This window comes from Aeromonas sp. Y318-1 (assembly GCF_027706125.1).
GTDB lineage: Bacteria > Pseudomonadota > Gammaproteobacteria > Enterobacterales > Aeromonadaceae > Aeromonas > Aeromonas hydrophila.
Map to the genome: position 1 here is coordinate 61,715 of NZ_JAPDCM010000003.1, position 24,049 is coordinate 85,763.

25 protein-coding genes are annotated in these 24,049 nt (G+C 60.5%); 4 read left to right on the top strand and 21 right to left on the bottom strand.

Features of this window, described 5'->3' with window-relative positions:
- The first annotated feature begins 78 nt into the window (after nucleotides 1–78).
- Nucleotides 79–1,101: a GGDEF domain-containing protein gene (locus OKB87_RS05120; protein WP_043127928.1), complete on the top strand. Its 1,023-nt coding sequence runs from the start codon at nucleotides 79–81 to the stop codon at nucleotides 1,099–1,101.
- Between the two features lie 63 nt (nucleotides 1,102–1,164).
- On the opposite strand, the gene luxS is transcribed toward OKB87_RS05120, so the two are convergent.
- From luxS to OKB87_RS05160, 8 genes are all read right to left on the bottom strand, one after another.
- On the bottom strand, nucleotides 1,165–1,674 hold the full coding sequence (luxS, locus tag OKB87_RS05125) for an S-ribosylhomocysteine lyase (RefSeq protein ID WP_011704660.1): 510 nt from the start codon (nucleotides 1,672–1,674) through the stop codon (nucleotides 1,165–1,167).
- 18 nt (nucleotides 1,675–1,692) lie between these two features.
- The gene (locus OKB87_RS05130) at nucleotides 1,693–2,286 is read right to left on the bottom strand and encodes a transglycosylase SLT domain-containing protein (RefSeq protein ID WP_274382240.1); all 594 of its coding nucleotides are present in this window, start codon (nucleotides 2,284–2,286) and stop codon (nucleotides 1,693–1,695) included.
- A 61-nt stretch (nucleotides 2,287–2,347) separates the two neighbouring features.
- Nucleotides 2,348–2,686 (bottom strand): nitrogen regulatory protein P-II, encoded by a 339-nt coding sequence (gene glnB, locus OKB87_RS05135; protein ID WP_005308848.1) that lies wholly within the window; start codon nucleotides 2,684–2,686, stop codon nucleotides 2,348–2,350.
- A gap of 9 nt (nucleotides 2,687–2,695) precedes the next feature.
- Complete coding sequence (locus OKB87_RS05140; protein WP_270826687.1) at nucleotides 2,696–4,318, bottom strand: NAD+ synthase; 1,623 nt, start codon at nucleotides 4,316–4,318, stop codon at nucleotides 2,696–2,698.
- Between the two features lie 73 nt (nucleotides 4,319–4,391).
- Nucleotides 4,392–6,500 (bottom strand): type IV pilus modification PilV family protein, encoded by a 2,109-nt coding sequence (locus OKB87_RS05145; protein WP_270826688.1) that lies wholly within the window; start codon nucleotides 6,498–6,500, stop codon nucleotides 4,392–4,394.
- Nucleotides 6,501–6,508: 8 nt separating this feature from the next.
- A complete protein-coding gene (locus OKB87_RS05150; RefSeq protein WP_270826689.1) occupies nucleotides 6,509–7,615 on the bottom strand; it encodes a hypothetical protein in 1,107 nt (368 codons plus the stop codon).
- 4 nt (nucleotides 7,616–7,619) lie between these two features.
- Nucleotides 7,620–8,207, bottom strand: coding sequence for a PilW family protein (locus OKB87_RS05155; RefSeq protein ID WP_270826690.1), 588 nt, complete (start codon nucleotides 8,205–8,207; stop codon nucleotides 7,620–7,622).
- 20 nt (nucleotides 8,208–8,227) lie between these two features.
- Nucleotides 8,228–8,761, bottom strand: coding sequence for a GspH/FimT family pseudopilin (locus OKB87_RS05160; RefSeq protein ID WP_270826691.1), 534 nt, complete (start codon nucleotides 8,759–8,761; stop codon nucleotides 8,228–8,230).
- A 94-nt stretch (nucleotides 8,762–8,855) separates the two neighbouring features.
- Here OKB87_RS05160 and OKB87_RS05165 point away from each other — a divergent pair, with 94 nt between their 5' ends.
- Nucleotides 8,856–9,242: a type IV pilin protein gene (locus OKB87_RS05165; RefSeq protein ID WP_270826692.1), complete on the top strand. Its 387-nt coding sequence runs from the start codon at nucleotides 8,856–8,858 to the stop codon at nucleotides 9,240–9,242.
- A gap of 4 nt (nucleotides 9,243–9,246) precedes the next feature.
- Here the strand turns inward: OKB87_RS05165 and tppA are convergent, their stop codons facing one another.
- The 11 genes from tppA to ribF form a co-directional block, all read right to left on the bottom strand.
- Nucleotides 9,247–9,648, bottom strand: a complete 402-nt coding sequence (tppA, locus tag OKB87_RS05170; RefSeq protein WP_270826693.1) for a type IVa pilus pseudopilin TppA — start codon at nucleotides 9,646–9,648, stop codon at nucleotides 9,247–9,249.
- 8 nt (nucleotides 9,649–9,656) lie between these two features.
- Nucleotides 9,657–13,010: a pilus assembly protein gene (locus OKB87_RS05175; protein ID WP_270826694.1), complete on the bottom strand. Its 3,354-nt coding sequence runs from the start codon at nucleotides 13,008–13,010 to the stop codon at nucleotides 9,657–9,659.
- Between the two features lie 11 nt (nucleotides 13,011–13,021).
- Nucleotides 13,022–13,498 (bottom strand): pilus assembly PilX family protein, encoded by a 477-nt coding sequence (locus tag OKB87_RS05180; RefSeq protein ID WP_075384410.1) that lies wholly within the window; start codon nucleotides 13,496–13,498, stop codon nucleotides 13,022–13,024.
- Nucleotides 13,499–13,508: 10 nt separating this feature from the next.
- Nucleotides 13,509–14,603, bottom strand: coding sequence for a PilW family protein (locus OKB87_RS05185; RefSeq protein ID WP_270826696.1), 1,095 nt, complete (start codon nucleotides 14,601–14,603; stop codon nucleotides 13,509–13,511).
- On the bottom strand, nucleotides 14,600–15,013 hold the full coding sequence (gene tppB / locus OKB87_RS05190; RefSeq protein WP_270826697.1) for a type IVa pilus pseudopilin TppB: 414 nt from the start codon (nucleotides 15,011–15,013) through the stop codon (nucleotides 14,600–14,602). The genes OKB87_RS05185 and tppB overlap by 4 nt, the downstream gene beginning before the upstream one ends.
- On the bottom strand, nucleotides 15,010–15,513 hold the full coding sequence (gene tppE, locus OKB87_RS05195) for a type IVa pilus pseudopilin TppE (protein ID WP_011704647.1): 504 nt from the start codon (nucleotides 15,511–15,513) through the stop codon (nucleotides 15,010–15,012). Before tppE ends, tppB begins: the two co-directional genes overlap by 4 nt.
- A 261-nt stretch (nucleotides 15,514–15,774) precedes the next feature.
- Nucleotides 15,775–16,710, bottom strand: a complete 936-nt coding sequence (gene ispH, locus OKB87_RS05200; RefSeq protein ID WP_017409030.1) for a 4-hydroxy-3-methylbut-2-enyl diphosphate reductase — start codon at nucleotides 16,708–16,710, stop codon at nucleotides 15,775–15,777.
- Nucleotides 16,710–17,162 carry an FKBP-type peptidyl-prolyl cis-trans isomerase gene (gene fkpB / locus OKB87_RS05205; RefSeq protein WP_011704645.1) on the bottom strand — a complete coding sequence of 151 codons (453 nt, stop codon included), beginning with the start codon at nucleotides 17,160–17,162 and terminating at the stop codon, nucleotides 16,710–16,712. The genes ispH and fkpB overlap by 1 nt, the downstream gene beginning before the upstream one ends.
- Nucleotides 17,159–17,662 carry a signal peptidase II gene (lspA, locus tag OKB87_RS05210; protein WP_011704644.1) on the bottom strand — a complete coding sequence of 168 codons (504 nt, stop codon included), beginning with the start codon at nucleotides 17,660–17,662 and terminating at the stop codon, nucleotides 17,159–17,161. The genes fkpB and lspA overlap by 4 nt, the downstream gene beginning before the upstream one ends.
- Nucleotides 17,662–20,523 (bottom strand): isoleucine--tRNA ligase, encoded by a 2,862-nt coding sequence (gene ileS / locus OKB87_RS05215; protein ID WP_270826699.1) that lies wholly within the window; start codon nucleotides 20,521–20,523, stop codon nucleotides 17,662–17,664. The genes lspA and ileS overlap by 1 nt, the downstream gene beginning before the upstream one ends.
- On the bottom strand, nucleotides 20,523–21,497 hold the full coding sequence (gene ribF / locus OKB87_RS05220) for a bifunctional riboflavin kinase/FAD synthetase (RefSeq protein ID WP_017409028.1): 975 nt from the start codon (nucleotides 21,495–21,497) through the stop codon (nucleotides 20,523–20,525). Before ribF ends, ileS begins: the two co-directional genes overlap by 1 nt.
- Here ribF and OKB87_RS05225 point away from each other — a divergent pair.
- Nucleotides 21,402–21,599: a hypothetical protein gene (locus OKB87_RS05225; RefSeq protein WP_181014800.1), complete on the top strand. Its 198-nt coding sequence runs from the start codon at nucleotides 21,402–21,404 to the stop codon at nucleotides 21,597–21,599. The genes ribF and OKB87_RS05225 overlap by 96 nt on opposite strands.
- Before the next feature lie 39 nt (nucleotides 21,600–21,638).
- Here the strand turns inward: OKB87_RS05225 and murJ are convergent, their stop codons facing one another.
- Nucleotides 21,639–23,204 (bottom strand): murein biosynthesis integral membrane protein MurJ, encoded by a 1,566-nt coding sequence (murJ, locus tag OKB87_RS05230; protein WP_016349424.1) that lies wholly within the window; start codon nucleotides 23,202–23,204, stop codon nucleotides 21,639–21,641.
- Between the two features lie 191 nt (nucleotides 23,205–23,395).
- On the opposite strand from murJ, the gene rpsT reads away from it, so the two are divergent.
- Nucleotides 23,396–23,659 (top strand): 30S ribosomal protein S20, encoded by a 264-nt coding sequence (gene rpsT / locus OKB87_RS05235; RefSeq protein ID WP_005308808.1) that lies wholly within the window; start codon nucleotides 23,396–23,398, stop codon nucleotides 23,657–23,659.
- A gap of 50 nt (nucleotides 23,660–23,709) precedes the next feature.
- Here rpsT and OKB87_RS05240 read toward each other — a convergent pair whose 3' ends face one another.
- Entirely contained in the window at nucleotides 23,710–24,012 is a 303-nt protein-coding gene (locus OKB87_RS05240) for an ArsR/SmtB family transcription factor (protein ID WP_016349423.1), read from the bottom strand.
- Between the last annotated feature and the right edge of the window lie 37 nt (nucleotides 24,013–24,049).

A 24,049-nucleotide genomic window follows, 5' to 3' on the forward strand; every position in this document is an offset into this window, starting at 1 on the left:
GGCATCCATCGACTGCCTTTTGGCCAATCTCTCTGTCATACTATGCACAGTTTGCAGGCATGATGAGACATGGAACTCATGAGCAAGGACTCGTTCGCCCAATCCGCCGCCTATCTCAAGCAGGCGGTTCCCCTGATGATCAAGTATCAAATCCCCACCACGCCGGATAATTACACCCTTTGGTATAACTACGTGGCGGCCAGCATGCCCGAGCTCAATCAGGCCATCGATCAGGCCATCAAGCTGCAGGGAACCTGTTCTCTCACCACCTGCGAGCGCCTCTATCACCAGCACCTCGCCGCTCAGGATGAGCAGCAGATGGAAACCATGAAACTCAACCTGGCCGCCATGGCCAACGAGCTTGGTCACACCATGCAGGATGCCCTCTCCGACACCGGTATGTTTCAGGACATGCTCGACAAGAGCTTCGACCGACTGAGCCTCATCGACGACGAAGGGCTGAGCCTGGAAGACACCATGGGGATCCTGCGGGATCTGGTGCGCGAGTCACGGGACGTACGCATGTCCACCATGCACTTTCGCAACCAGCTCAGCAGCGCCGAGAAGGAGATCAAGGAGCTGCGCGAGGCGCTCAACGAGACTCGCAAACTGGCCAACGAGGATGCCCTCACCAGCCTGCTCAACCGGCGTGCCTTCGATCTGGAGATAGAGAGCCTGATCCGCAGCAAGCAGCCCTTCTCCCTGATCCTGTCGGACATAGACCGCTTCAAGAGCTTCAACGACGAATATGGCCATCTGCTTGGGGATCAAGTGCTGCGCGCCTTCAGCAAGCGGCTGCGGGAAACCTGCAAGGAGGGCGTCACAGCCTACCGCCTTGGCGGCGAGGAGTTTGCTCTGCTGGTCCCCATGCGCAGTCTGGCGCTGAGCCGTCAGATGGCGGAGAGCCTGCGCCGGGCCATCGAAAAGATGTCGATCCTGGATCGCAAGTCGGGCAGGCGTATCGACCACATCACCGCCTCGTTCGGGGTGGGTGAATACAATGGCCAGGAGACGGGCGACAGCCTGGTCGAACGCACCGACAAGCTGCTCTACAAAGCCAAGGAGCTGGGCCGCAACCGGGTGATGCCGCTGCCATCCTGATTTCGTCAGCACACAAAAAGGCCGGTCAATGACCGGCCTTTTTCATGTTTACTACCCTAGGAATCAGAGGCTTTTCAGCTTCTCTTCCGGCAGGGCCAGCTCGTCATTGCGGTTGACGCCGATGCCGCGCTCCAGCACGTGGCGAGCGATGGCATGGGCCTCTTCCAGCGAGTGCATGCTGTAGGTACCACACTGATACTCGTTCAGCTCGGGGATCTTGCCCTGCTCCTGCACGGTCAGCACGTCGCTCATGGCGGCCTGCCAGGCGGCGCCAACCCGGGCTTCGTCCGGCGCACCGATCAGGCTCATGTAGAAGCCGGTCCGGCAGCCCATGGGGGAGATGTCGATGATCTCCACCCCGTTGCCGTTCAGGTGATCACGCATGAAGCCGGCAAACAGGTGCTCGAGGGTGTGGATGCCGCGCTCGGAGAGGATCTCCTGGTTCGGCACGCAGAAACGCAGGTCGAACACTGTGATGGTGTCCTTGTTCGGGGTCTGCATGGTCTTGGCCACACGCACCGCCGGCGCAGCCATGCGGGTGTGGTCAACGGTAAAACTGTCCAATAACGGCATTTCTGACTCCTGATTTGGTTACCAGAACCAGCCCCCGCTGGAGAGCTGATCCTTGCATTGTCGATACTGGGCGCCGTAGCGCTGGGCACGGGCCTCCACCTTGCGGGATGTCTTCATCAGCCATCCCTTGCTGCGGTAGCTGCCACGCCGATAGCCACCCCACCCTTCGTGATAGTTGAGATACTGGCCATACGCATCCCACTTGGAGGTGCCGTTCAGCCGCTGGGCCTTGTGAGTGTACCAGCCCATGAAGTCGATGGCGTCGGCAAAGTCGTCGCGATCGCTCCAGCCGTTGCCGGTTTCCCGCTGGTAGTCGGCCCAGGTTTCATCTTTGACCTGGGCATAGCCGTAGGCAGAGCTGGCCCGCCCGGTCGGAATGAAGAGGAAATACTGCATCGGCGGCTGGGCATCGTGCACGAAGGAGGACTCCTGATACATCATGGCCATCACCACCTGGATCGGGGTTCCCCACTTCTCGTTCATCTTGAGCGCCGCCTTGTGCCAGTCCGGTTTTTCGCGAAAGATCTGGCACAGGTTTTCCGGCTGGGCTGGCGGCCGGGTACTACAGGCGGTCAGACCGGCCAGCAGGCCGGCCACCGCAACGAGGCGCATCCAGGACATCAGCGGGATCGAGTCTCCATTCGTTGGCTCATCACGAGGCTCTGCCATCTCATCAGATGGCGTCTTCGTTCTCTTCGCCGGTACGGATACGAATGACGCGCTCCACCTCGCAGACGAAGATTTTGCCGTCACCAATCTTGCCGGTGCGGGCGGTGTTCTGGATCGCTTCCAGGCAGGCATCGAGATCCTCGTCCTGCACCACCAGTTCCACCTTCACCTTGGGCAGGAAATCGACCATGTACTCGGCACCGCGATAGAGCTCGGTGTGGCCCTTCTGACGGCCGAAGCCCTTGACCTCGGACACTGTCATGCCGTTGATGCCGATCTCGGCCAGGGCCTCGCGCACATCGTCCAGCTTGAACGGTTTGATGATGGCTTCAATCTTCTTCATGGTGACTCCTTACCAGTTCTGTTTGCCAAACCCGGACGTGATGGGGTAACGGCGATCCTTACCAAAGTTGCGGGCCGTGATGCGGGGCCCGACCGCCGCCTGACGGCGCTTGTATTCGTTGAGATCCACGAGGCGGATCACCTTGCGCACCACCGCCTCCTCGAAGCCTTCCGCCACCATGTCAGCCACGGAGGCATCTTCTTCCACATAGCGCTTGAGGATGGCATCGAGGATGTCGTACGGCGGTAGACTGTCCTGATCCACCTGATCCGGCGCCAATTCTGCCGAAGGGGGACGATCGATGACCCGCTGCGGGATCACATAATCGACGGAATTGCGGTATTCGCACAGCTTGAAGACCAGCGTCTTGGGGACGTCCTTGAGCACGTCGAAACCGCCGGCCATGTCACCGTACAGGGTGGCATAGCCCACCGCCATCTCGCTCTTGTTGCCGGTGGTCAGCACGATGCGGCGACGCTTGTTGGAGAGCGCCATCAACAGCACGCCACGGCAGCGGGCCTGCAGGTTCTCTTCGGTGGTGTCGCGGGCTGTGCCCTCAAACAGCGGCGCCAGCTGGGCCATAAAGCCTTCGAACATAGGTTCAATGGAAATGATGTTGAACTCCACCCCCATCCGCTCGGCCTGCTCCTTGGCATCCTCCACACTCATCTGGGCGGTGTAGCGGAACGGCATCATCACCGCCTGCACCTTGTCGGCGCCGATGGCATCAGCCGCGATGGCCAGGGTCAGTGCCGAGTCGATGCCGCCGGAGAGGCCCAGCACGGCGCCGTGGAACCCGTTCTTGGTGACGTAGTCGCGCACCGCCAGCACCAGCGCCTGATAGGTCTCGGCCAAGGGTTCCAGCGGCGCTGCGGGTTCCCGCTCCTTCACCGGCTGACCATCGGCAAAGCGCACCAGCGCCAGCTCTTCGGCAAAGGGGGCCAGCTTGTGGGTCAGCTCGCCCTGGCTGTTGAACACCTTGGAGCAGCCGTCGAAGATCAGCTCGTCCTGACCACATACCTGATTGAGGTACACCAGCGGCAGACCCGTCTGATCGCAGCGCTCGGCCATCAGCTCGCGGCGGATCCAGGGTTTCTCCTGATCATAGGGTGAGGCATTGATGGTGAGCAGCAGCTCGGCTCCCGCCGCCTTGGCGGCCAGCGCAGGGCCCGGCTGCCAGAGGTCTTCGCAGATGAGCAGCCCCAGCTGATGACCACGGAAGGGGACCACGCAGGTCTCGGTTGCCGCGGTGAAGTAGCGCTTCTCGTCGAATACCCCGTAGTTGGGCAAATCCTGCTTGAAGTAGCGTGCGACCAGCTTGCCTTGCTCGTAGAGGGAGGCGGCGTTGTAGAGTGCCTCCCCGTCACGCCAGGGGTGACCCACCAGAATGGCGCAAGCCCCCTGCCATGCCGCGATGCGGGCCAGCGCGGCCTCCACCCGGATCATCAGGTCGGCGCGCAGCAGCAGATCTTCCGGCGGATAGCCGGTCAGGGCCAGTTCGGAGCAGACCAGCAGATCGGCACCTTGCCGATCGGCCTCGGCGACTGCCGCCAGCACCTTGTCACAGTTATCTTCGATGGCGCCTACCGTCAGATTCAACTGGGCAAGCATCAGAGAGAGGGCTTTTGCCATGGCGATGCATCTTGAATTCGAAAATGATGGGGAATGATAAAGAAAAGGCGCTGGCTGTGCCAGCGCCCAAGGCTCAAGGGGTGCAAGTCAGGCTGGTCGCGTTGGTCACTCCGTTGTCCACCAGCAGGGCACAGGGCCCGGTGATCACTTGACCGCTGGCGGGTGGTGTCATGGCAATGCTGAGAGTGGCAGGCTTCAACAAGTAAGTTTTATTGCCCTGAGCTTTATAGGATAAATTCACAACTAAATTACTGTTTTGTGCTGCAGAACAAACGTATGTAGCAGGCTGGTTATTGGTTTTTGGCGCATCGATACGACAGATAGCTCCCGTAGTTGTCGTATTGACTGCCAGCCCACTAAACGTATTCGCCTTACAGGACACTGGGGTGGCATTTTGTCCATTACCCTGTTCAAGACACTCAATTCGTCCCGATACAGTCAGGGTCGGTACGGTTTGGGTGCTGGTGTCGATGGCCACCGGCATGCTGGCGCTCTTGGCTTCACTCAGATCCACTGGAGAGATGAGAGAGGCGGTGATCCCCGAGTTGCCTTGATAGGCGGTCACCTTGACCGACACGCTCTGCAATACGTTGGAGACATCCTTGGTGCTCTTCTTGGCAGATAGGTAGCCGCGACTGTAGCTGCCGAAGTAGTAGTTGCTGAGATCGACCACCGTCTTGACCGTCTCGTTGGTCACTCCCACATAGTCGGAGACACTGCCAGTAAGCTGGCCACTCAAGGGCACCAGACTCCACTCTGCCAGCATGGTCAGGTTAATATCCTGGAATGGCACCCTGGCCAGCAGCTCCTGCGAGGTCAGGTCGAGTGCGGCCAGATAGGTGGGCGAGAGCACATCCACATAGATACCGCGCGCGATCAGCTGGGCCGTGCCTGTGCTCATGGTGACTTTGGTCGTAGTGTCCCCCCCCGCCACCGCATTGGCAGACAACCAGTCGGCAAACTCGGTGATGGTCGGTGGCGTAGCGGTGGGATTCGCGGCCCAGTTGAGGGTGTTCTTCTGCCAGGTGATGTAGGTGGTGACCACGTACTTGATGTAATTTTGGTAGCTGGTCTGATTGGCCGTCTTGGCGAGGAAGTCGGCGCTAGTAACCACTACCTTGATCAGGTTCCACTCCGGCAGAGGCCGATAATAGCCATCGAGCCGGACGAAACGGCAGGCATCCACATAGTCGCCGCTGTTGACCGAGGTGAGTGAGCTGTTATAGCGCTGCCTGTTGGTATGCAGCGGGGAGTAGTACTGATCAAAGCTGCTGCCACTACCATCGAAGTGGTTTTTGCAGCAACTGGTACAGAGGGTGGGTTGATCCTTGACGCTGGTGTTGAGAATACCGGTCTGCTTGGTGACCTGGGAGCCCACGCTCCAATAGAGCAGATTGCTGTCGGTCAGGATCGCCTGGCCCGGCAGGTAGGCATTGACGCTCGAGCCGTAACTGCAAGAGCAGGAGACCGAGGCCAAATCCTGCAAGACCTGCTGGATGTTGCCGCCGTTGTCGGGCTTGTAGGTGACCGTCTCGAACTGCACCAGCTTGCCGACGGCGCCATCCTTGGAGGTCACAGTCGGCAGCGGTTTGCTGGTCTCCTGCTTGCGCCCTTCCTGATCTATCTGGATGGAGATGACGTCCGGTGCCACCCCCGGGGTATAGACCACCTGGGGTGGCTCGCGACTGGTATCGAGTCCGCCATTTAACTGGTTCTGGGCCAGTGACTCTGCCGGTGACACTGCACCAGACAATAACAATGAGATCGGATTCCCGTCATTGTCGCTCCAGCCGACGGTCACGTTGACGACCTTGCGACCCGGGTAGGACTGCAGGTATCCCGCCGGGGCCGTGGTCTGCCAGGCCGTACCATTCCAGTACTGGTTGTTGACGGTCCAGCTCAGGGTATAGGTCCCGCCGCCGTCGGCGGGGGTGACCGTACTGGTGCCCGCCGCAATGCTGTTATAGGCCGTGAGCGGAGAGACGGCACTCACCACGCCGTTGAAGGTACGAAAATCATCGAGTTTCGACTCGGCCAGCCGCATCGCCACCTCATAGCGCCGCCCGTCCTGGGAGGCCCCGAGGATCCCGCGCGACATGGCCACCAGTCCGGCAACCCCCACCCCAAGCAGAACCAGGGTGATCAAGATCTCCAACAGCCCGAATCCCTTGTGCTGCTTCATGTTTGCTCCTACCAGTCCCGCCAGCTACCGGGCACTAGGTTAATGATCTGAAATGCGGTACCGTTTTCGATATTGCTCAGCACCGCCTGATCGTACTTGGCATCGAAGGTTCCGTTGGCGGTCTTGCCCAATTGGTAGTTGGCGACCACTGCCCCATTGACGATAGCCCCCCCCTTCAAGCTGATATCGGTGGTAGCGGTAGCGGGTGTGGAGGAGTAGGCGAACACCAGCCCATACAGGGTGGAGCTCCCGTTGACCATCAGATCCCCGTTGCGCACGATTAACACCACAGGTGCGGCAACCGAACCGACCGAACCGCCCGGTTTGCAATCCCCATCGACAATGATGAGCCCTCGCGATGCCGTCGACAGCGAATCACAATTGGTCAGCATCTGCACTGCCCGCGACTCCAGATTAGCCCATCCTGTTGCATCGTCATTCTCATTGAACAGATACCAGACCAGATCGCTTGGGAAGTCGGTATCGTTGTCCTTGATATCCGACTGCTTGTCGCCCTTCTGACTTATGTAGGCACTGCACCCACCACTGTAATCCCCTTGATGGCAGGTCTGACCGGAACCATTGGTCAGATCCACATTACCGTTAGTCCAGATGGAAAGCGGTACGCCAGACCCGCCTCCGTTGGGATTGGCCACCACGGTAAAGTTGCCGGAAACGGCCATGCCACCGGCGACCGTCAGAGGGGCGGCCGGGGTGCCTGCCAATACGCTGACCTTGATGGTTTTGATCTCCACATCGGCATTGGCAGTACTATCAACCAAGATAGCCTGGGCCCGTACCCTGACAGGCGTCACGCTCACCCCGCCCACGGTCACGGCTGTTTCATCCAGAGCAAACAGGGTATAGGTACCGGCTGACACATTGACCGATACCCCACTGCTGGCGCTCCGCCAACCCGGGTCTTGCGCCAATCGTCCAACCCCGTCGGATAAACCCAGTTCGGCCAGGGCCAGGGCCTGCCTATACTGCACTTCGTTGAGGCTGACACGGCGGTCTGACACCATCAGCTTGCCCACCAACAGCGAGATGCTCAGCAACATCACAGTAAGCAGTAAGGTAACGGTGAAGGTGGTAAAACCAAGATGACGTTGCATGACATCAGTACCCATCGTTGCGCAGCTTGATATCACGCTGCAGGGTGAGTTTGAGCGCGGTGTTAGCCTTGTACTGGCCCGATATGTTCAGCCGCACCGTCCGTGCCCCTGACGAGACGCTGCCACTCAACAGCGAGAAGGTGAGATCCGTAATCTCGATGGTATTGTCGGTACTCAGCAGGCTGCCGGAACTGCAGCTGGTGCCAAGCTGCACCCCTTTGTCGGCACTGTCGTAGCTGTAGATATAGGTTTCATCAGCCCCAAGAGAGCCGTTGTTATCATCATCGTATTTCAGCCGGATACAGCGATAAATCTTGGAGCCAGTGACTGGCTCATTCATCAGATCGCTGCTGGTATCAAAATAGAAAGGGGATCTGGCTCCCGATGCAGCGCCGAGAAAGGCTGTCGCCCCCTGATCATAACCGGTGCGCTGCACGTCACGGGCAATCATGTCGGTGACGCTCTGCATCTCCTGATTGAGGCGGCTCACCTGCATGGAGGTTTGATTGACCCTGAGGATGGTGGCGAACAAGGATGTCACCGCAGCGACCAGCAGCAGGCCTGCGACCATTGCAACCATCAACTCCACCACGTTGAATCCCCTTGGCGCTCTCAACATGCAGGCACCCCACTGACATTGCTGACACCGCAGGTACGCACACGCCCGACATTATTGGTCTTGACCTGCATGGAGTAGGTACCGGATGAGATGACAATATTCCCCGCCGTCAAGGAGGACCTTCTGGGAGAGATACTCAGGGGCCTGATGTTGCTTGACGATTCACTGTAGCTGGCAACCAGGCTGATACCGGGATATTCACTGGCATCGCCCCCCTTGCGCCCCTCAATACTGGAACAGTGATCGCTGCAACTGTTGCAGCTGCCATCAATAAAAATACGGTAACACCAATTGCTGGTGCCGCTGTTGAAGATGATGAATTGCAGGGTGCGGTTACGCTTAATCGCCTCGGACTTCAGCAACATCACATCCGTGTACACCGCCTGGGTGGCGGCTTTGACCATCTGCTCCTGACGCAGGGATTGATAACTGGGGATGGCCACGGTCAGCAACAGGGCGACCAAGGACAGGGCAACCATCAGCTCTATCAGGGTAAAACCGGCGGATCTGCCCTTTCTGCCTTCCATCAGCTCAAGACTCCTTTCTTTTTGCACGTGCCAGTAGGGTCTACTGTCAGTACTATCCTATAGTATCAACCTGTTTCACGAAGCATGCCGCCCTATGAGAATCAAACAGTCCGGAATCACCTTGCTTGAACTGATCGTCGTGGTCGCCATCGTCGCCATCATAGCGTCTGTCGCCTATCCCAGCTTTACCGATGGTTTGCGCAAATCCCGCCGGGCCGAAGCGCTCAAGGGCTTGCTCAGCATGCAGCTGAAACAGGAAGAGTTCCGGGTTTCCAATACCAGTTACAGCGCCACCCCATCCCAAGTGGGCAACCCCATCAGCAGCTACTATGACTTCTCCATTTCAGGTGCCACCACAACCAGCTATACCCTGATCGCCACCAGCAAGGGAGCACAGGTAGGCGACAAGAGCGGCAGCACCATCTGCAATACCCTGACCCTCAACAAGGCCGATACCAAGACTCCCGCTGCCTGCTGGTGACAAACTACCAGCACTCGGCTGCCGTCATGCTGGCCATCGACACCCCCTGCTGTCCGCCCTGATCAAGGGTCAGCAGGCCGCAAGGATCGCCGTTCATCACCCCGGACGGGATCGCCGTCAGGGTATAGCTGGCGCCGCTGGCGTTGAGCGCCAGATTGTAATAGGCAGTCCCGCCATCCCTGGGCAAGGTAGCCAGCCCGGCGGAGGCCAGGTTGCCACCATCATAGTTGCCGTCGGCGGTAAACTGTCGCTCCATGTATTGCGCCGCCTCCAGCAAGGCGGCCTTGGCTTCGGCCCGCTTGGCAGAGGCCATGTAGCTGTTGTAACTGGGATAGGCGATCACGGTCAGAATGGCCATCACGGCTACCGCAATCATCAGCTCCATCAGGGAAAATCCACGCACCATCTCCACCTCTACTCCAGTTGCAACCAGGACTGGCGACCACCCAGATCACCCGCCCCCTCTTCCAGCGTGACCGAAATGTTGCCGCTGGAGCCACTGATGTACTTGCGCTCCATGTCGGCATCTTCCACCACACTCGGCGTCGTGGTGAGCTCGTCAAACTGCTTGCCGCTGACCGGCACCTTGATGTCGTTGCCACCACTGTCCTTGATCCCCACATAGTCGTCATCGTTGACCGCGCCATCGCCATTGACGTCGAACACCGAGTAGGTCAAACGCGCCCCCGAAACGGGATCCAGCTCCATCAACCAGGAGCGCCCACCGAAGTCACAGGCGTCCGCCGAGGGGATCAGGGTGTTGAAGATCAGCCGCTTGTTGCGATAAAGCATCTCTGACACGGCTCGCTCCCCCACCCCCTTGCTCAACGCAGGGGATTTGAGCACTAGATACCACCCTTTCTGGCTGGTGTAGTTGACCGCCGTGTTGGACACCACCCTCACGTTGAACTTGATGCTGGTGCCATTGGCGGAGTACTCGTGGGTAATGCTCTGCTGCAACAGCTGGCTGCTGAGCACGCTAGCCCCCGTATCCCAGATGCCATAGACGGCTTCCAGCCTGGGGGTCGCCGGCAGCAACTTGTCGTCATTGGTGAAATAGCTGCCCGTCCCCATCAGCACCATGATGCCCCCCTTGGGATGACGGATGGCCAGCGGGCGCATGGTAACGGGTTGGCGCGTGCTGGCGGAGCAGGTTCCGTTACACGCCTGAAACAGCGGTTTTGGCTTGTTGCCGGTCTTGAAGGCACTCCCCCACTGGGCGCTGTTGTTGTCGGTCAGATCGAATTTCCACAGATTGCCCTGCAGATCGCCGGCATAGACATAGTCCGCCACCCGGTCGCCATCCTCGTCTACCGGCAAGGGGGATGAGAGACCATTGGGCTCACTGGCCGAGCCCACCTGGGTATCTATCTCCTTGATCACCGCGCCGGTCGCTAAATCCAGCACGAACAGGCGCGCCGTTTGGCTGGTGCTGTTGTAGCCGTTAGCCACCAGCGCCACCCATTTATTGCCGGACTTGACCCGAACCAGGGTCGGCGCCGCCAGCGCCACTCCCATCTCGGTATTGGTAAACTCCCACAGCATCTTGTCAGCGGTGAAGTGGTCCGGCGCCGTCACGTCGATGGCAAACACGGCCTTGCCGCCGGCACCGGTCGATCCCAGCAGCACGGTTTTCCAGCTGCTGCCAAGATAGGCATCGCCTACCTTGGCCGTGCCATCGACATAGTAACGATGGCTGTAGTCCGGCTTGGTCAGCAAACTCAGATCCCCCAACAGGCTGGCAGGAATGTAGGCCAGGGTCTCCACCCCGTTGGCGACCCTGAAACCATGCAGCATGCCGTCATTGGCCCCCACGTAGAGCATGGGTGTACGGCTGCGAATAGCCGTCGAACCGAGGAAACTCAGATAACCGTCGCGCTCCGCCTGGGTCAGGCCGGTGGCGCTGCCGTAGCCGTAATCCCGGCTGCCGACATAGACGGGATCCGAGTTGATGATGTCCCCCAGCAGATCGCTGCGACTGCGAAACAGACCGCCATTGCTCTGCTCGCGACTGCGATCACCGCGCAAATAGGCAACCCGGTTTTCCCCCTGGCTGTCGCCGGCGAGGTTGAACAGGGCACGGTTGGTGGCATTGAGAGCGGCCCAGGTGAAGGGAATGCCGACCCCGTTTTGTCGAGTAAAGATGCTGCGGGAGGTGTGAGCCGGGATCAGGGTGGCAGCATCCCAGGCCATGTTGCCCAGCGACCCATCGCTGTTGAGGGGAATGGAGATGAGTTGCCCCGACCAGTCGCCGCTGTTGTAGCGGGCCTGGTAGATGTGGGTATTGCTGTCCAGCCGGGTTGCGTTGGCGGTCACCGAGCTGGCGGAGCTGTTGCGAGCCGCGATCTGGGCCAGGGTGCTGCTCAGGGCTGCGGCAAAGATGTCGGGGTCGCCCGCACTGAAAAAGCTGCCCTTGCTGTTGAGTGCCGCGTGCCACAGGTCATCGATCTTGTACTCCGGAATGTAGGTCGCGTTCTTGTACTCCTTGTCATCCGGATCATGGGGATTGGGCCAGCTGTTCGGGATGCCGTTGGCCGGATTGAGCGACCCGTTGACCCCGAGTCCAACGGTAAAATTGACCAGATGCTGCCAGTTGGCGGGATCTGCCGTGCTGGTCGGCACCTTGTCGGCCAGATCGGCACGCAGGTCGGTTTTCCAGTATTTGTAGGCCACGTCGGCCAGGGTATTGCTGTAGCCATCCTTGTCCAGATCCCCTACCGAGGGGGTATCCCCGTTCCAATAGCCATCGGTCATCAGGATGTTGTAGCTCTGCCGGCAGGTGAGGTGGGGCAAGGTGCTACCGGCACTGGCCGCCCAGGGGCCGTTGTTGTCGGTGCGGGAGAAGTACTCCCCCACATCCTTAAGGCTGGTGCGCAGCGGCGTGCCGGCAGCCGGAATATCGCGGCTGTAGAGGTCGCTGAAAAAAGCGCTGCGATCGGTGCCGGAAAAAGGCGCGACGCCACGGATCACGCTGCCGCTGGCGTTGATGGTGGCAAACCCCACCCGCAGGGCCTGCCCCTGGCTTGCAAAAGCACGGCCGACCCCGGCACGAGCAGCCAGGATCCGGGAGCGGTAGTAGGTGTACCAGTTGGCGAAGTTCTGGATCTCCTCGTCATAGGTACAAACGGGGGCGCTCTTGCAATCACTGCGATTGGGGCGCCCGCCATAGGTACTGCCGGACTTTATCTCCACCCGGGTATAGCTACCCGCCTTCTTCACGTCGCCACTGCCCTTGTAGGCAAAGTAGACGGCAGGCCAGAAGGTTTCATCGTCGTTGTAGTCAGTGGAAGAGAACCCGGTGTAGTAACGCAGGGACTTGGAGCGGTTGTTCTTGGTCAGATCACGACAGCCGGCGGCAGTATTGAAGGGGTTATGCGGTGCGCAGCTGATGCTGGCATTCGCCATCAGGGTGCCGTCCGCCTTGGCCCAGGGCCGATAGCTCTGCTGCGGGTTGTAGTAGAGTTTGTTGTTGTTGCTTGAGCGGGTATAGGCGTTGCGGTCGTTGCTGCTGGTGAAGGTCACGGTCCGGTTGTCATAATCCTCGCTGCCATAGACATTGTCGGCTCTGGGATAGACGTAGCGGGCACTGTTCTCGATCAACCCCTCCGGCATCAACTCGAAGTGCATCGAACCTGAGTCATCGAGACTGAACATGATGTTGGGTTCGGCCCGGGTACCCAGATAGAGGGGAACCTGGGCGATGTCGAGGGCTGCCTGCACCTGGGAGCAGAGCAGCAGGGCCGAGAGTCCGTAGCCAGATGCACGCATGGGTTGTTCTCCTAGCGGCTGTAGGTCGATTGCAACAGCACCCGGCTCTCGTCCGAGAGTCCGAATCCCCTTGCCGTGATGCGATAGAGGCGGCGCTCGCTGATGGGCTCGTCAACCGCCAGACTCTCGTTGCTGCCCTGGGTATAGGGCAACCGCTCGATGAAATATTCGGGGGCCCGTCCGGTCAGGCCGCTATTGGCATAGGTGCGCCAGGCCGTGGAAGGAGAGGCGGGATCCACCGCCACGCTGACGAACTCATAGAGGCCGGCACTGTTGTCGTAGGGACCTGAACTGCCCGCCTCCAGATAGCGCTCGGCAGCACGCAGCGCCGCCTCCGCCGCCTGCAGCGCCTGCTGTGACTCCTTCTGGTTGCCCGCCATCTTCTCCTGCAGCAGGGCGCTCTGCATGCTGGCCATCGCCAGCAGGCTCACCACCGCAAGAAAAATCAGGCTGATCACCAACGCCATTCCCTCTTGTCGAGCCATCATGCCTCCCTCCTCATGGCAGCCGGTTACGCAAGGCGACCGTGGTTTCGGCCACCCAGTACCAGTGACTGTCGACTGCCTGGAAGGTGGCGCCGGCAAAGCTGATGGCCTGCGGGTCCGATACCACATTGCCCTGACCGCTGCGCATCAGCAGTTGAACACCGATCCCCAGCACGTTGTCCCAGTTCGGGTTGCTGGCGGCGCTCACATAGCGATCTGCCGCCCGATCCCGGTTCTGATCCTCGCCGAAGGTCAGCTGAACATCGGTGACCCCGTCCACCAGCAGCATGCCCGCAGCCAGACCGCTCTTGCGATACAGGGCATAGGGCGCGTTGGCAGAGGGGCGGGCGACGTAATAGATCCGAGTCTCCATCCGGCTCAATACCGAGCCGGCACCGAACCGCTCCTCGACCGGGCTGCTGGCGCCACCCCAGGAGCTGACGGCATTGCCAGGGGTGTATTTGTTGTCGTTGGAGTGGCCGATATTGACCTCGCTGCCGCCACCCACCACCTGGGTCTGGGTGATCTGGAAGATCCGCGCCTTCTGACAGTCGGACACCATGACGATGTCCCCCTCGCACAAGTCGCTGTAGCCCTGCTTGCCGGTACCGCAGTAGTTGGCCTTGCTGGAGAGTTGCTGCACGAACAGCTGGGCGGCGCTGTTGTTGCGAGTGACCGGCACCCCGGCGCCGGTCGGCCCCTGCACCAGCAGCACGTCGGTTCCCGGTTTGGGTTTGGGCTCGGCAGCGGTAAACAGGGCAGACAACGCCGTGGGCAGCGTCGCAGTGACATTGTCATAGCCGCGCAGATAGACGGTGAAGTTGTAGGGTAGCGCCGTACCACCGTTAAGGGTGTTGGTGATGTTCACGCCCTGCTTGCTGAGGCAACCCTGATAGCCCACCATCCGCAGCTCCTGCTGCAGCAGGTTGACGGCAAACCGGCTGTCCTCCTGAACCCGGGCGATGGCCTCGCCGGTCAGATAGGTTTTGTGGTTGCCAAGCAGCACCTGAATGATGACCCCGACCGTCAGCAGTGACAGCAGCAGGGCGATCATCACCTCCACCAGACCGACACCGGCCTGACGCAACAAGGTGCGCCGCCCGCTCACAGATCCGTCCTCAGGGTCATGCTGCGCAGCGCAGGCTCGGTGGCCAGCCGGCTGGCATTCCACTGGATGGTGATGGTCGCCTGCCCGGCGCTGACGGCAATGGCCCCGTCACCGCCCGGCAGGCCGGTCAGCGCCTGCTTCCAGTACTGCACGTCCTGTATTGCCATCGAACTGCCGGAGACGGCCTCTCCCAGCCCGACATTGTATTGGCCGAGCAGGGCCGCGCTGCGATTGGCTCGCATCATGTCGGTGATCATGTAGGCAAACTGGGTCGCTTCTGTGCGGGTGAGCGCTGATTGATTGCTCTTGAGCGCCTGCAACTGCAGGGTCGCCATGCCGAGAATGCCGATCGACAGCACCAGCACGGCGATCATGATCTCAAGCAGAGATACCCCCTGATGTCGTTTCATATGCAGCTGGTCTCCACGATGGATGGGCGCCCGGCCGGGGTGATCGTGATGTCGCGCGAGGCCTCTTGGGCACACTCCGGCGGCTGCAGAGAGAACACCAGCGCCACCTGCTGACGCCCGTCGAGAAAGCCATTGCCACTGAAGCGTACCAGCGACGTATTGCTGACCAGGGTGCCGGCACCCATGTCGGGAAAGAGCCGCAGCAATTCGCCGTTGTCGAGGGTGCCATTGCCGTTGCGGTCGACCCAGATCTGCCAGCCCGATTCCCAGTGGTTCTGGGTCAGGTTGCTGGCGGTTGCGGAGAGCGTGACCGCGGTATTGCGGCGAATGGCTTCGGAGCGGGCGAGGTTGATGGCGGCCACAAAGTTGTTGGCCTGGCTGGTCAGCGTCATGTTGCGCAATATCGCGCTAAAGGAGGGAACTCCCAACGTCAGCAGGATAGAGATGAGCGCAACGGTGACCATCAGCTCGATGAGGCTAAAACCTGAACGCAAAAACATCCTGTTTCGCTCTGATTTTGTCGGGGAGGCTCGTTCGCATATCCATGTGCCATCAAGCCAGATGAGAAGATCATCAGCAGTCTAGACAGCAGACCTTCGCTTGCAATTCAATCTACTCAGATCTTGGACATACATCATCAAATTTCGCTGCAATCTCGCCACAAACCGGACAACAAGAGTCATAAGAATCGCCCATGAAAAAGCCACCTCACAGGAGGTGGCTCAGGCACTCGTGGCACTATCCCGCACGGGATGGCTGACTCAAAGGATGCGCAGCTCCGGCGGCACCTCAAACACCACGTTCTCTTCACGACCGGGATGCTCGGCCACCACCTTGCCGCCCAGCTCGCGCAAGCGCGTGATGACCGACTGCACCAGCACCTCGGGGGCGGAAGCGCCGGCGGTGACACCGATCGCCTCTACTCCCGCCAGCCAGTCGGGCTCGATCATGGAGGCATCGTCGATGAGATAGGCTTTGGCACCCACCTTCTCGGCCAGCTCCCGCAAGCGGTTGGAGTTGGAGGAGTTGCGCGACCCCACCACCAGCATGGCGTCCACCAGCCCCGCCATCTCCCGCACCGCATCCTGGCGGTTCTGGGTGGCGTAGCAGATGTCGTCCTTGCGCGGCCCCTGGATCTTGGGGAAGTGGACACGCAAGGCATCGATGACGTCCGAGGTCTCGTCCACGCTGAGGGTGGTCTGGGTGACGAAGCAGAGGTCATCCGGGTTCTTCACCTTGAGCTTGGCCACGTCTTCCGGCGTCTCCACCAGATACATGCCCCCCTCGCGATTCTCATACTGACCCATGGTGCCGATCACCTCGGGGTGACCGGCATGGCCGATGAGCACAGCCTCGGAGCCCTTGCGACTGGCGCGATGGACCTCCATGTGCACCTTGGTCACCAGCGGGCAAGTGGCATCGAACACCTTGAGGGCACGGGACTTGGCCATCTCGCGCACCGCTTTGGAGACGCCGTGGGCGGAGAAGATGACGATGCTGTCGTCCGGCACCTCATCCAGCTCTTCGACGAAGACGGCGCCCGCCTCCTTGAGCTTGTTCACCACGTAGCGGTTGTGCACCACCTCGTGACGGACATAGATGGGGGCGCCGAACTTCTCCAGCGCGCTCTCGACGATGCTGATCGCCCGATCGACACCGGCACAGAAACCACGGGGATTGGCCAGAAGAATATTCATCAGTGAACCGCTTCCTCGTCATCAACCCCCAGGATCTCCACCTCGAACGTGACGGTGTGACCGGCCAGGGGATGGTTGAAATCGACCGTCACCGACATCCCTGCCACCGCCCGGATGATACCCGGCAGCTCGCTGCCGTTGGGCTGGTCAAACAGGATGATGGTGCCGACCTTGGGCTCTACATCGGCACCGAACTTGGCGCGGTCCAGATGGTAGATGTTGTCGGGATTGGAGAGGCCGAAGGCCTCTTCCGGTGCCAGCGTAAAGCTCTTGCTCTCCCCTTCGCGCAGCCCCAGCAGGCACTGCTCGAAACTGGAGGTCAGGCTGCCATCGCCCATCCGCAGGCGGGCAGGCTTGCCTTGCAACGCAGTGCTGTCGGCCACCGAGCCATCCTCCAGCTTGATGGCGAAATGAAACAGCACGCTGCTGTCTGCCGCAATCGGCTGGCTCATGGCGTCACGTCCTTCTTCTTCTCACTGCGAAAACCGTCCAGCACTATCATGGCGGCGCCGATGAAGATGAAGCTGTCGGCCAGGTTGAACGCCGGCCAGTGGGCGCGCTGCCAGTAGAAATCGAGGAAGTCGACCACGTGACCCAGCACCAGCCGGTCAAACACGTTGCCGAGCGCCCCGCCGATGATCAGCGAGTAGGCGATGCCGCTCCAGCGCTGAGCGACGGACTGCTTGCGCAGCCAGTGGATCAGCAAGCCACAGATGGCAAACGCCAGCACCGCGAAGAACCAGCGCTGCCAGCCGCCCTGATCGGCCAGGAAGCTGAAAGCAGCCCCCTTGTTGTAGACATGGACCAGGTTGAAGAAGGGGGTGATCTCCACCCCCGGGTAGCCAAATGGCAGCAGCTTGACCACGGCGAGCTTGCTCGCCTGGTCCAGTACAAAGGCCAGCACTGCCAGCCACAGCCAACGCAGGCCGCTTTTATGGTGAGTCATGTTCATCAGGCAAATTGACGTGTTTCGCCGTCACCCTCGACGTTGGTGACGCAGCGGCCACAGATCTCTTCGTGACCCGCGATGGTGCCCACGTCTTCCACATGGTGCCAGCAGCGGTCGCACTTGGCGGCGGTAGACTGGGCCACACTCAGCCACAGGTCATCGCGCTCGGTCGCCACGGCGTCTGCCGGGGCGGCATCGACGCTGACAACCTTGGCCTTGGAGGTGAGCAGCACGAAGCGCAGCTCATCGGCCAGGGCGTTCAGACGCGCAGCCAGTGCCGGCTTGGCGAACAGGGTCAGCTCGGCCTGCAGGGAGCCACCGATGCGTTTCTCGCCACGAGCCACTTCCAGCGCCTTGTTCACTTCACCGCGCACGGTGAGGATCTCGGCCCAGAAATCGTCGTTGAGGGCTTCACCCGCTTCCAGCCCGAACAGGCCGTCGTACCACTCCTCGGTAAAGACGAACTCACCGCGCTCACCCGGCAGCAGCGCCCAGATCTCGTCAGCGGTGAAGCTCATGATCGGCGCCATCCAGCGCACCATAGCCTCGGCGATGTGATAGAGGGCGGTTTGGCAGGAGCGACGGGCCAGGCTGTCAGCCTTGGCGGTGTACTGACGGTCCTTGATGACGTCCAGGTAGAAGGAGCCCATCTCGATGGAGCAGAACTGCATCAGCTTCTGGGTCACACCGTGGAAGTTGTACTCGTCGAACGCCGCCATGATCTCGGCCTGTACCGCTTTGGCACGACCCACGGCCCAGCGATCCACCACCACCATGTCGGCAGGCGCCACCATGTCGGTCGCCGGATTGAAGCCGTTCAGGTTGGCCAGCAGGAAGCGGGCAGTGTTGCGGATACGGCGATAGGCGTCGGCAGAGCGCTTGAGGATCTCGTCGGAGACGGTCATCTCGCCGGTGTAGTCGGTGCTGGCGACCCACAGACGCAGGATGTCGGCACCCAGCTTGTTCATCACGTCCTGCGGGCTCACCACGTTGCCGATGGACTTGGACATCTTGCGACCCTGGCCATCCACGGTGAAGCCGTGAGTCAGCACCTGGTTGTAGGGAGCCTTGTCTTTCATCGCCACGCCGATCATCAGGGAGGACATGAACCAGCCGCGGTGCTGGTCAGAGCCTTCCAGATACATGTCGGCCGGGTTGCCGTTGAACTCGGGACGGGCGTCGACCACGGAGGAGTGGGTCGAACCTGAGTCAAACCAGACGTCCAGGGTATCAGGCACCTTGTCGTACAGGTCGGCATCGCTGCCCAGCAGCTCGGCCTTGTCCAGATCCCACCAGGCCTGGATGCCGGACTGCTCGACCCGCTTGGCCACTTCGTGCATCAGGCGCACGGATTCCGGGTGCAGTTCCTGGGTCTCCTTGTGGACGAACAGGGAGATGGGCACGCCCCAGGTACGCTGACGGGAGATACACCAGTCAGGACGGTTCTCGACCATCGCCTGGATGCGGTTTTTACCCCAGGCCGGCACCCAGCCGCTCTGGCCGTGCTGTTTGATGCCGTCTTGCTCGATGCGCTCGATCTCCTCCAGCGCTCGTTTGCGCAGACCCTTCTGCTCCATGCTGATGAACCACTGCGGGGTGGCACGGAAGATGATCGGGGTCTTGTGACGCCAGCAGTGCGGGTAGGAGTGGTTGAACACCTTGTGGTGCAGCAGGGCGCCGCGCTCGGTCAGCACCTCGACCACGGAGGCGTTGGCCTTGAACACGTGCTGGCCGGCAAACAGTTCGGTATCCGGCAGGTAAACGCCGTTGCTGCCAACCGGGTTGGCCACTTCCAGACCGTACTTCTGACCGACCACGAAGTCTTCCTGACCGTGGCCAGGAGCGGTGTGCACTGCGCCGGTACCGGCATCCAGGGTAACGTGGTCACCCAGCACCACCGGCACGTCGAAGCTGTAGAAGGGGTGGTTGAAGCGCAGCAGCTCGAGCGCGGCGCCCTTGGCGTAACCCAGGTTGTGGAACTGCTCGATACCGGCGCGGTCCATCACGTCCTTGACCAGCTCGGCAGCCAGGATCAGACGCTCGGGATGCTCCCCTTCCACCTGCACCAGCGCATAGTCCAGATCGGCGTGCATGGCGATGCCGCGGTTGGCGGGCAGGGTCCAGGGGGTGGTGGTCCAGATCACGGCAGAGATCGGGCCCTTGCCGGTGTGGCCTTCGGCGCAGTCAAACTTGGCGGCAACACCGGCCTCGTCGACGGCCTTGAAGCGCACGTCGATGGAGGGGGAGTTCTTGTCGTAGTATTCCACTTCGGCTTCGGCCAGGGCGGAGCCACAGTCGGTACACCAGTGCACCGGCTTGGAACCTTTGTGCAGGTGGCCGTTTTCAACGATCTTGGCCATGGAGCGGATGATGTTGGCTTCGGTGCCAAAATCCATGGTCAGGTAGGGGTGTTCCCAGTCACCCAGCACGCCCAGCCGGATGAAGTCGGTCTTCTGCGCTTCGATCTGGGTCTTGGCGTATTTGCGGCACTCGGCGCGGAACTCGGCGGCGGAGACCTTCTCGCCCGGCTTGCCGACCATGCCTTCTACTTTCAGTTCGATGGGCAGACCGTGGCAATCCCAGCCCGGCACATAGGGGGAATCGAAACCGGAGAGGCCCTTGGACTTGATGATGATGTCTTTGAGGATCTTGTTGACCGAGTGACCGATGTGAATGCTGCCGTTCGCATAGGGGGGGCCATCGTGCAGAATGAACGAAGGTTTGCCCGCTTTGGCGCGGCGAATGGCGCCGTAAAGATCCTGATCGTACCAACGTTTCAGCATGTTGGGTTCGCGCTTGGCCAGATCGCCACGCATCGGAAACTCGGTTTCCGGAAGATTCAGGGTGTGTTTATAGTCGCTCATCAGTCCTGGGTTCCCTTCTTTTCTAAAAGAGTGCTGGGTAAATGGAGTAGTGGCAGCCCGAACCAGGCTCGGGCCGCCAGGGCATCTCGTTCGATCTGCTCTTTCAAGGCGGTGAAAGAGGCAAACTTCTGCTCTTCGCGCAGCTTGTGGCGAAGCAGCACCTTGACCTGTTGACCATATAGGTCGCCAGAAAAATCAAATAGATGTACTTCCAATCTGGCTTGTGTACCGCTCAAGGTCGGCCGTACACCCACATTGGCGACACCGGGGAAGGTCTTGCCGGAACATAACACTTCCACCGCGAACACGCCACCGACCGGGATCACCTGGCGCTTGAGGGCCAGATTGGCGGTGGGAAAACCGATGGTGCGGCCCAGCTTGTCGCCGTGAGCCACCCGGCCGCTGATGGTATAAGGGCGGCCGAGCATCAGCTCCACCTCCGCCATGCGGCCGGCCGCGAGGGCCTCGCGCACCAGCGTGCTGCTGACCCGCTGACGGGACAGCTGGAAGCTCTGGGTGCTTATCACCTCGAAACCAAAGCGCCGGCCGGCCTCTTCCAGCAGGTGGAAGTCCCCTTCCCGCCCCTTGCCGAAACGAAAATCGTCGCCCACCACCAGATAGTGCACGCCGAGTTTCTCCACCAGCAGTTGCTCGATGAAAGTGGTGGCGGACTGCTCGGCGAAGCGATGGTTGAAGCGCACGCAGAGCATGCGATCGATCTGCATCCCCTTGAGCGCTTCATACTTCTCCCGCAGGCGGCTGAGGCGGGCCGGCGCCGCAGCCCCGGCAAACAGCTCCAGCGGCTGCGGTTCAAACAGCATGACGCAGGCCGGCAGGCCCAGTTGGGCAGCTTTTTCCTGCAGGCGAGACAGCACGGCATGATGACCCTGATGAACCCCATCAAAGTTGCCAATGGTCAATACACACCCCCGGTGACGGGGCTTGATATTGTGAATACCGCGGATAAGCTCCATCAATGCCTTGTGCGTCGCTGCTATGAAAATCGCCGGATTATATATCAGGCGGCACTCTGGGTCAGCCCTGTTGCTGACCCGATTTCAGCCATCCCGCTCTGATTGCAGGCTCAGGCGGGACTTCCGCCATGGCGCGCCGACTCAGTCATCCCGCCCTGCTCTCAGATCTTTTGGCCGAATGCCCAGCGCCAGCAGGACACCGGCATAGATGGCGCCCCCCAGCACCAACAGCATGGTCAGCTGCATGCTCGCCTTGCTCATGTGCCAGGCGCCCCATTGGGCCAGATCCGGCGAGAGGTAGAGGAGCACGCCCCCCATCAGCAGACTTGCGGTCAGCAGCTTGAGGCAGAATACCCCGGTGTGGCGGGAGGGCCGGTAGACGTTCTGCTGATGGAGCCCCTTGAACAGCAGGGCCGCGTTCAGCGTGCCCGAGCAGGCAGTCGACAGCGCCAGTCCCACGTAACCGAGCGGATAGATGAAGATGAGGTTGCAGGCCATGTTGGCCGCCATCGACATCATCCCGATCCGTACCGGGGTGCGGGTATCCTGGCGGGCATAGTAGCCAGGGGCCAGCACCTTGATCAGCATCAGCGACAGCAGGCCCGTGGTGGATGCTAGCAGGCTCGCGCTGGACATGCTCACCTCGTGCAAGCCGAACTCACCGCGCATGAACAACACTCGCAGAATGGGCTCGCGCAGCACGGCGATGCCCACCATGGCCGGCAGGCCGAGCAGCATCACCATCCGTACCCCCCAGTCCATGGTGCGGGAGAAGTCGGCCGGATCGGCATCCACGTGTTTTTTGGCCAACGCCGGCAAGATGACGGTACTGATGGCGACACCGAACATGCCGAGCGGGAACTCCAGCAGTCGATCCGAGTAGTAGAGATAGCTGATGGCGCCGGTCGCGAGGAACGAGGCGAGCATGGTGTTGACCAGCAGGTTGATCTGGCTGACCGACACCCCGAACAGCGCCGGGATCATCAGGGTGCGGATCTTCACCACCCCTGGATGGTGCCAACCCCACTTGGGCCACACCAGCATGTTGATCTGGCGCAGGAATGGGAACTGGAACAGGAACTGCACCAGACCGCCGAGGAAGACACCGATGGCCAGCGCCAGCTCAGGGTCGTCCAGCCAGGGCGAGATCCACCAAGCGGCGGCGATCATGGTGATGTTGAGAAAGATCGGCGTGAAGGAGGAGACCCCGAAGCGGCCGAAGGTATTGAGGATGGCCCCCGCCATGGCGGTAAAGGTGATGAACCAGAGATAGGGGAAGGTGATCTTGAGCATCAGGCTCGCCATCTCGAACTTCTCGGCCGCCGGCCCGCCGTGCAACCAGTCCCAGAACCAGCCCCAGCCGAACAGGGCGGTCAGCACCCCGGAGCCCAGCACCCCGAGCAGGGTGACCACGGTGACGATCCCCCCGAGGGTGCCCGCCACTGCGGCCAGCAACTCGCGCACCTCGCTCTCGTCGCCCTTTTTCTTGTACTCCGTCATCACGGGAACAAAGGCCTGATTGAAGGCACCTTCGGCGAACAGACGACGCAGAAAGTTGGGAATGCGGTTGGCAAAGAAGAAGACGTCTGCGGCCACCCCGGCACCGAGCAGATTTGCGATGACCACATCGCGCACCAAGCCCATCACGCGGGACGCCAACGTCATTCCGGACACTATCATGCCGGATTTGATCAATTTCTTACTCAAGACGAGGCCTCTGGAACTGTCGGAAAGAAAAGAATGCTGTTAGAATCGGCCGACAGTTTAACCGTCTCCCATCTGACACACCACCGGGGGGCGGTGTTTATTTGCACAAATCATTTGACAATATGTGGTTGAGAAGGCATATTTCCGGGCCTTTTCAATACACTCGCTAAGACAGTTTTAGGAGTTTTACCTTGGCTAACATCAAATCTGCTAAGAAGCGCGCTCTTCAGTCAGAGAAACGTCGTCAGCACAACGCCAGCCGTCGTTCCATGACCCGTACCTACCTGAAGAAAGTCATCGCTGCCATCGCCTCCGGCGACAAGGCTGCCGCGACTGCCGCTTTCGCTGTTGCTCAGCCGATCATGGATCGTATGGCGACCAAAGGCCTGATCCACAAGAACAAAGCTGCTCGTCACAAGAGCCGCCTGTCTGCCCAGATCAAAGCTATGGCTTAATTCAGCATCCGCTGAACAAAGCTAAAAAAACCGGCCTTCGTGCCGGTTTTTTATTTCTGTTCGCTGCAGTACAACTTGTGCAGCAATCCTATCATCTCGCGCACCTCGTGGCTGCGCAGCGAATAGTAGACCGTCTGGGCCTCCTTGCGCGTCTCCACCAGTTCATCCCGCCGCAACACAGCCAGATGCTGTGACAACGCCGACTGGCTCAAACCCAGCCGCTCGTTTAGCTCGCCCACCGACAGCTCCCGCTCCAGCAGCTGACACAGGATAAACAAGCGCCGCTCGTTGGCCAGCGCCTTGAGCAGAGCGACCGCCCGGCTTGCATTTGCCTCCATCTCTTCCAGTTGCATCTCATTCCCTCTCGTTCGAGGCAAGAATCATACTCTG

Coding starts and splice junctions, on each gene's coding strand:
- tppB (WP_270826697.1), bottom strand. CDS start 15,013: ATGAAACGACATCAGGGGGTATCTCTGCTTGAGATCATGATCGCCGTG.
- tppE (WP_011704647.1), bottom strand. CDS start 15,513: ATGTTTTTGCGTTCAGGTTTTAGCCTCATCGAGCTGATGGTCACCGTT.
- OKB87_RS05145 (WP_270826688.1), bottom strand. CDS start 6,500: ATGAAGCAGCACAAGGGATTCGGGCTGTTGGAGATCTTGATCACCCTG.
- lspA (WP_011704644.1), bottom strand. CDS start 17,662: ATGAACATGACTCACCATAAAAGCGGCCTGCGTTGGCTGTGGCTGGCA.
- OKB87_RS05140 (WP_270826687.1), bottom strand. CDS start 4,318: ATGGCAAAAGCCCTCTCTCTGATGCTTGCCCAGTTGAATCTGACGGTA.
- ispH (WP_017409030.1), bottom strand. CDS start 16,710: ATGAATATTCTTCTGGCCAATCCCCGTGGTTTCTGTGCCGGTGTCGAT.
- OKB87_RS05180 (WP_075384410.1), bottom strand. CDS start 13,498: ATGATGGCTCGACAAGAGGGAATGGCGTTGGTGATCAGCCTGATTTTT.
- glnB (WP_005308848.1), bottom strand. CDS start 2,686: ATGAAGAAGATTGAAGCCATCATCAAACCGTTCAAGCTGGACGATGTG.
- ileS (WP_270826699.1), bottom strand. CDS start 20,523: ATGAGCGACTATAAACACACCCTGAATCTTCCGGAAACCGAGTTTCCG.
- tppA (WP_270826693.1), bottom strand. CDS start 9,648: ATGGTGCGTGGATTTTCCCTGATGGAGCTGATGATTGCGGTAGCCGTG.
- luxS (WP_011704660.1), bottom strand. CDS start 1,674: ATGCCGTTATTGGACAGTTTTACCGTTGACCACACCCGCATGGCTGCG.
- ribF (WP_017409028.1), bottom strand. CDS start 21,497: ATGGAGCTTATCCGCGGTATTCACAATATCAAGCCCCGTCACCGGGGG.
- OKB87_RS05120 (WP_043127928.1), top strand. CDS start 79: ATGAGCAAGGACTCGTTCGCCCAATCCGCCGCCTATCTCAAGCAGGCG.
- fkpB (WP_011704645.1), bottom strand. CDS start 17,162: ATGAGCCAGCCGATTGCGGCAGACAGCAGCGTGCTGTTTCATTTCGCC.
- OKB87_RS05225 (WP_181014800.1), top strand. CDS start 21,402: ATGATGACCCTGATGAACCCCATCAAAGTTGCCAATGGTCAATACACA.
- OKB87_RS05175 (WP_270826694.1), bottom strand. CDS start 13,010: ATGCGTGCATCTGGCTACGGACTCTCGGCCCTGCTGCTCTGCTCCCAG.
- OKB87_RS05240 (WP_016349423.1), bottom strand. CDS start 24,012: ATGCAACTGGAAGAGATGGAGGCAAATGCAAGCCGGGCGGTCGCTCTG.
- OKB87_RS05165 (WP_270826692.1), top strand. CDS start 8,856: ATGAGAATCAAACAGTCCGGAATCACCTTGCTTGAACTGATCGTCGTG.
- OKB87_RS05150 (WP_270826689.1), bottom strand. CDS start 7,615: ATGCAACGTCATCTTGGTTTTACCACCTTCACCGTTACCTTACTGCTT.
- OKB87_RS05160 (WP_270826691.1), bottom strand. CDS start 8,761: ATGGAAGGCAGAAAGGGCAGATCCGCCGGTTTTACCCTGATAGAGCTG.
- OKB87_RS05130 (WP_274382240.1), bottom strand. CDS start 2,286: ATGCGCCTCGTTGCGGTGGCCGGCCTGCTGGCCGGTCTGACCGCCTGT.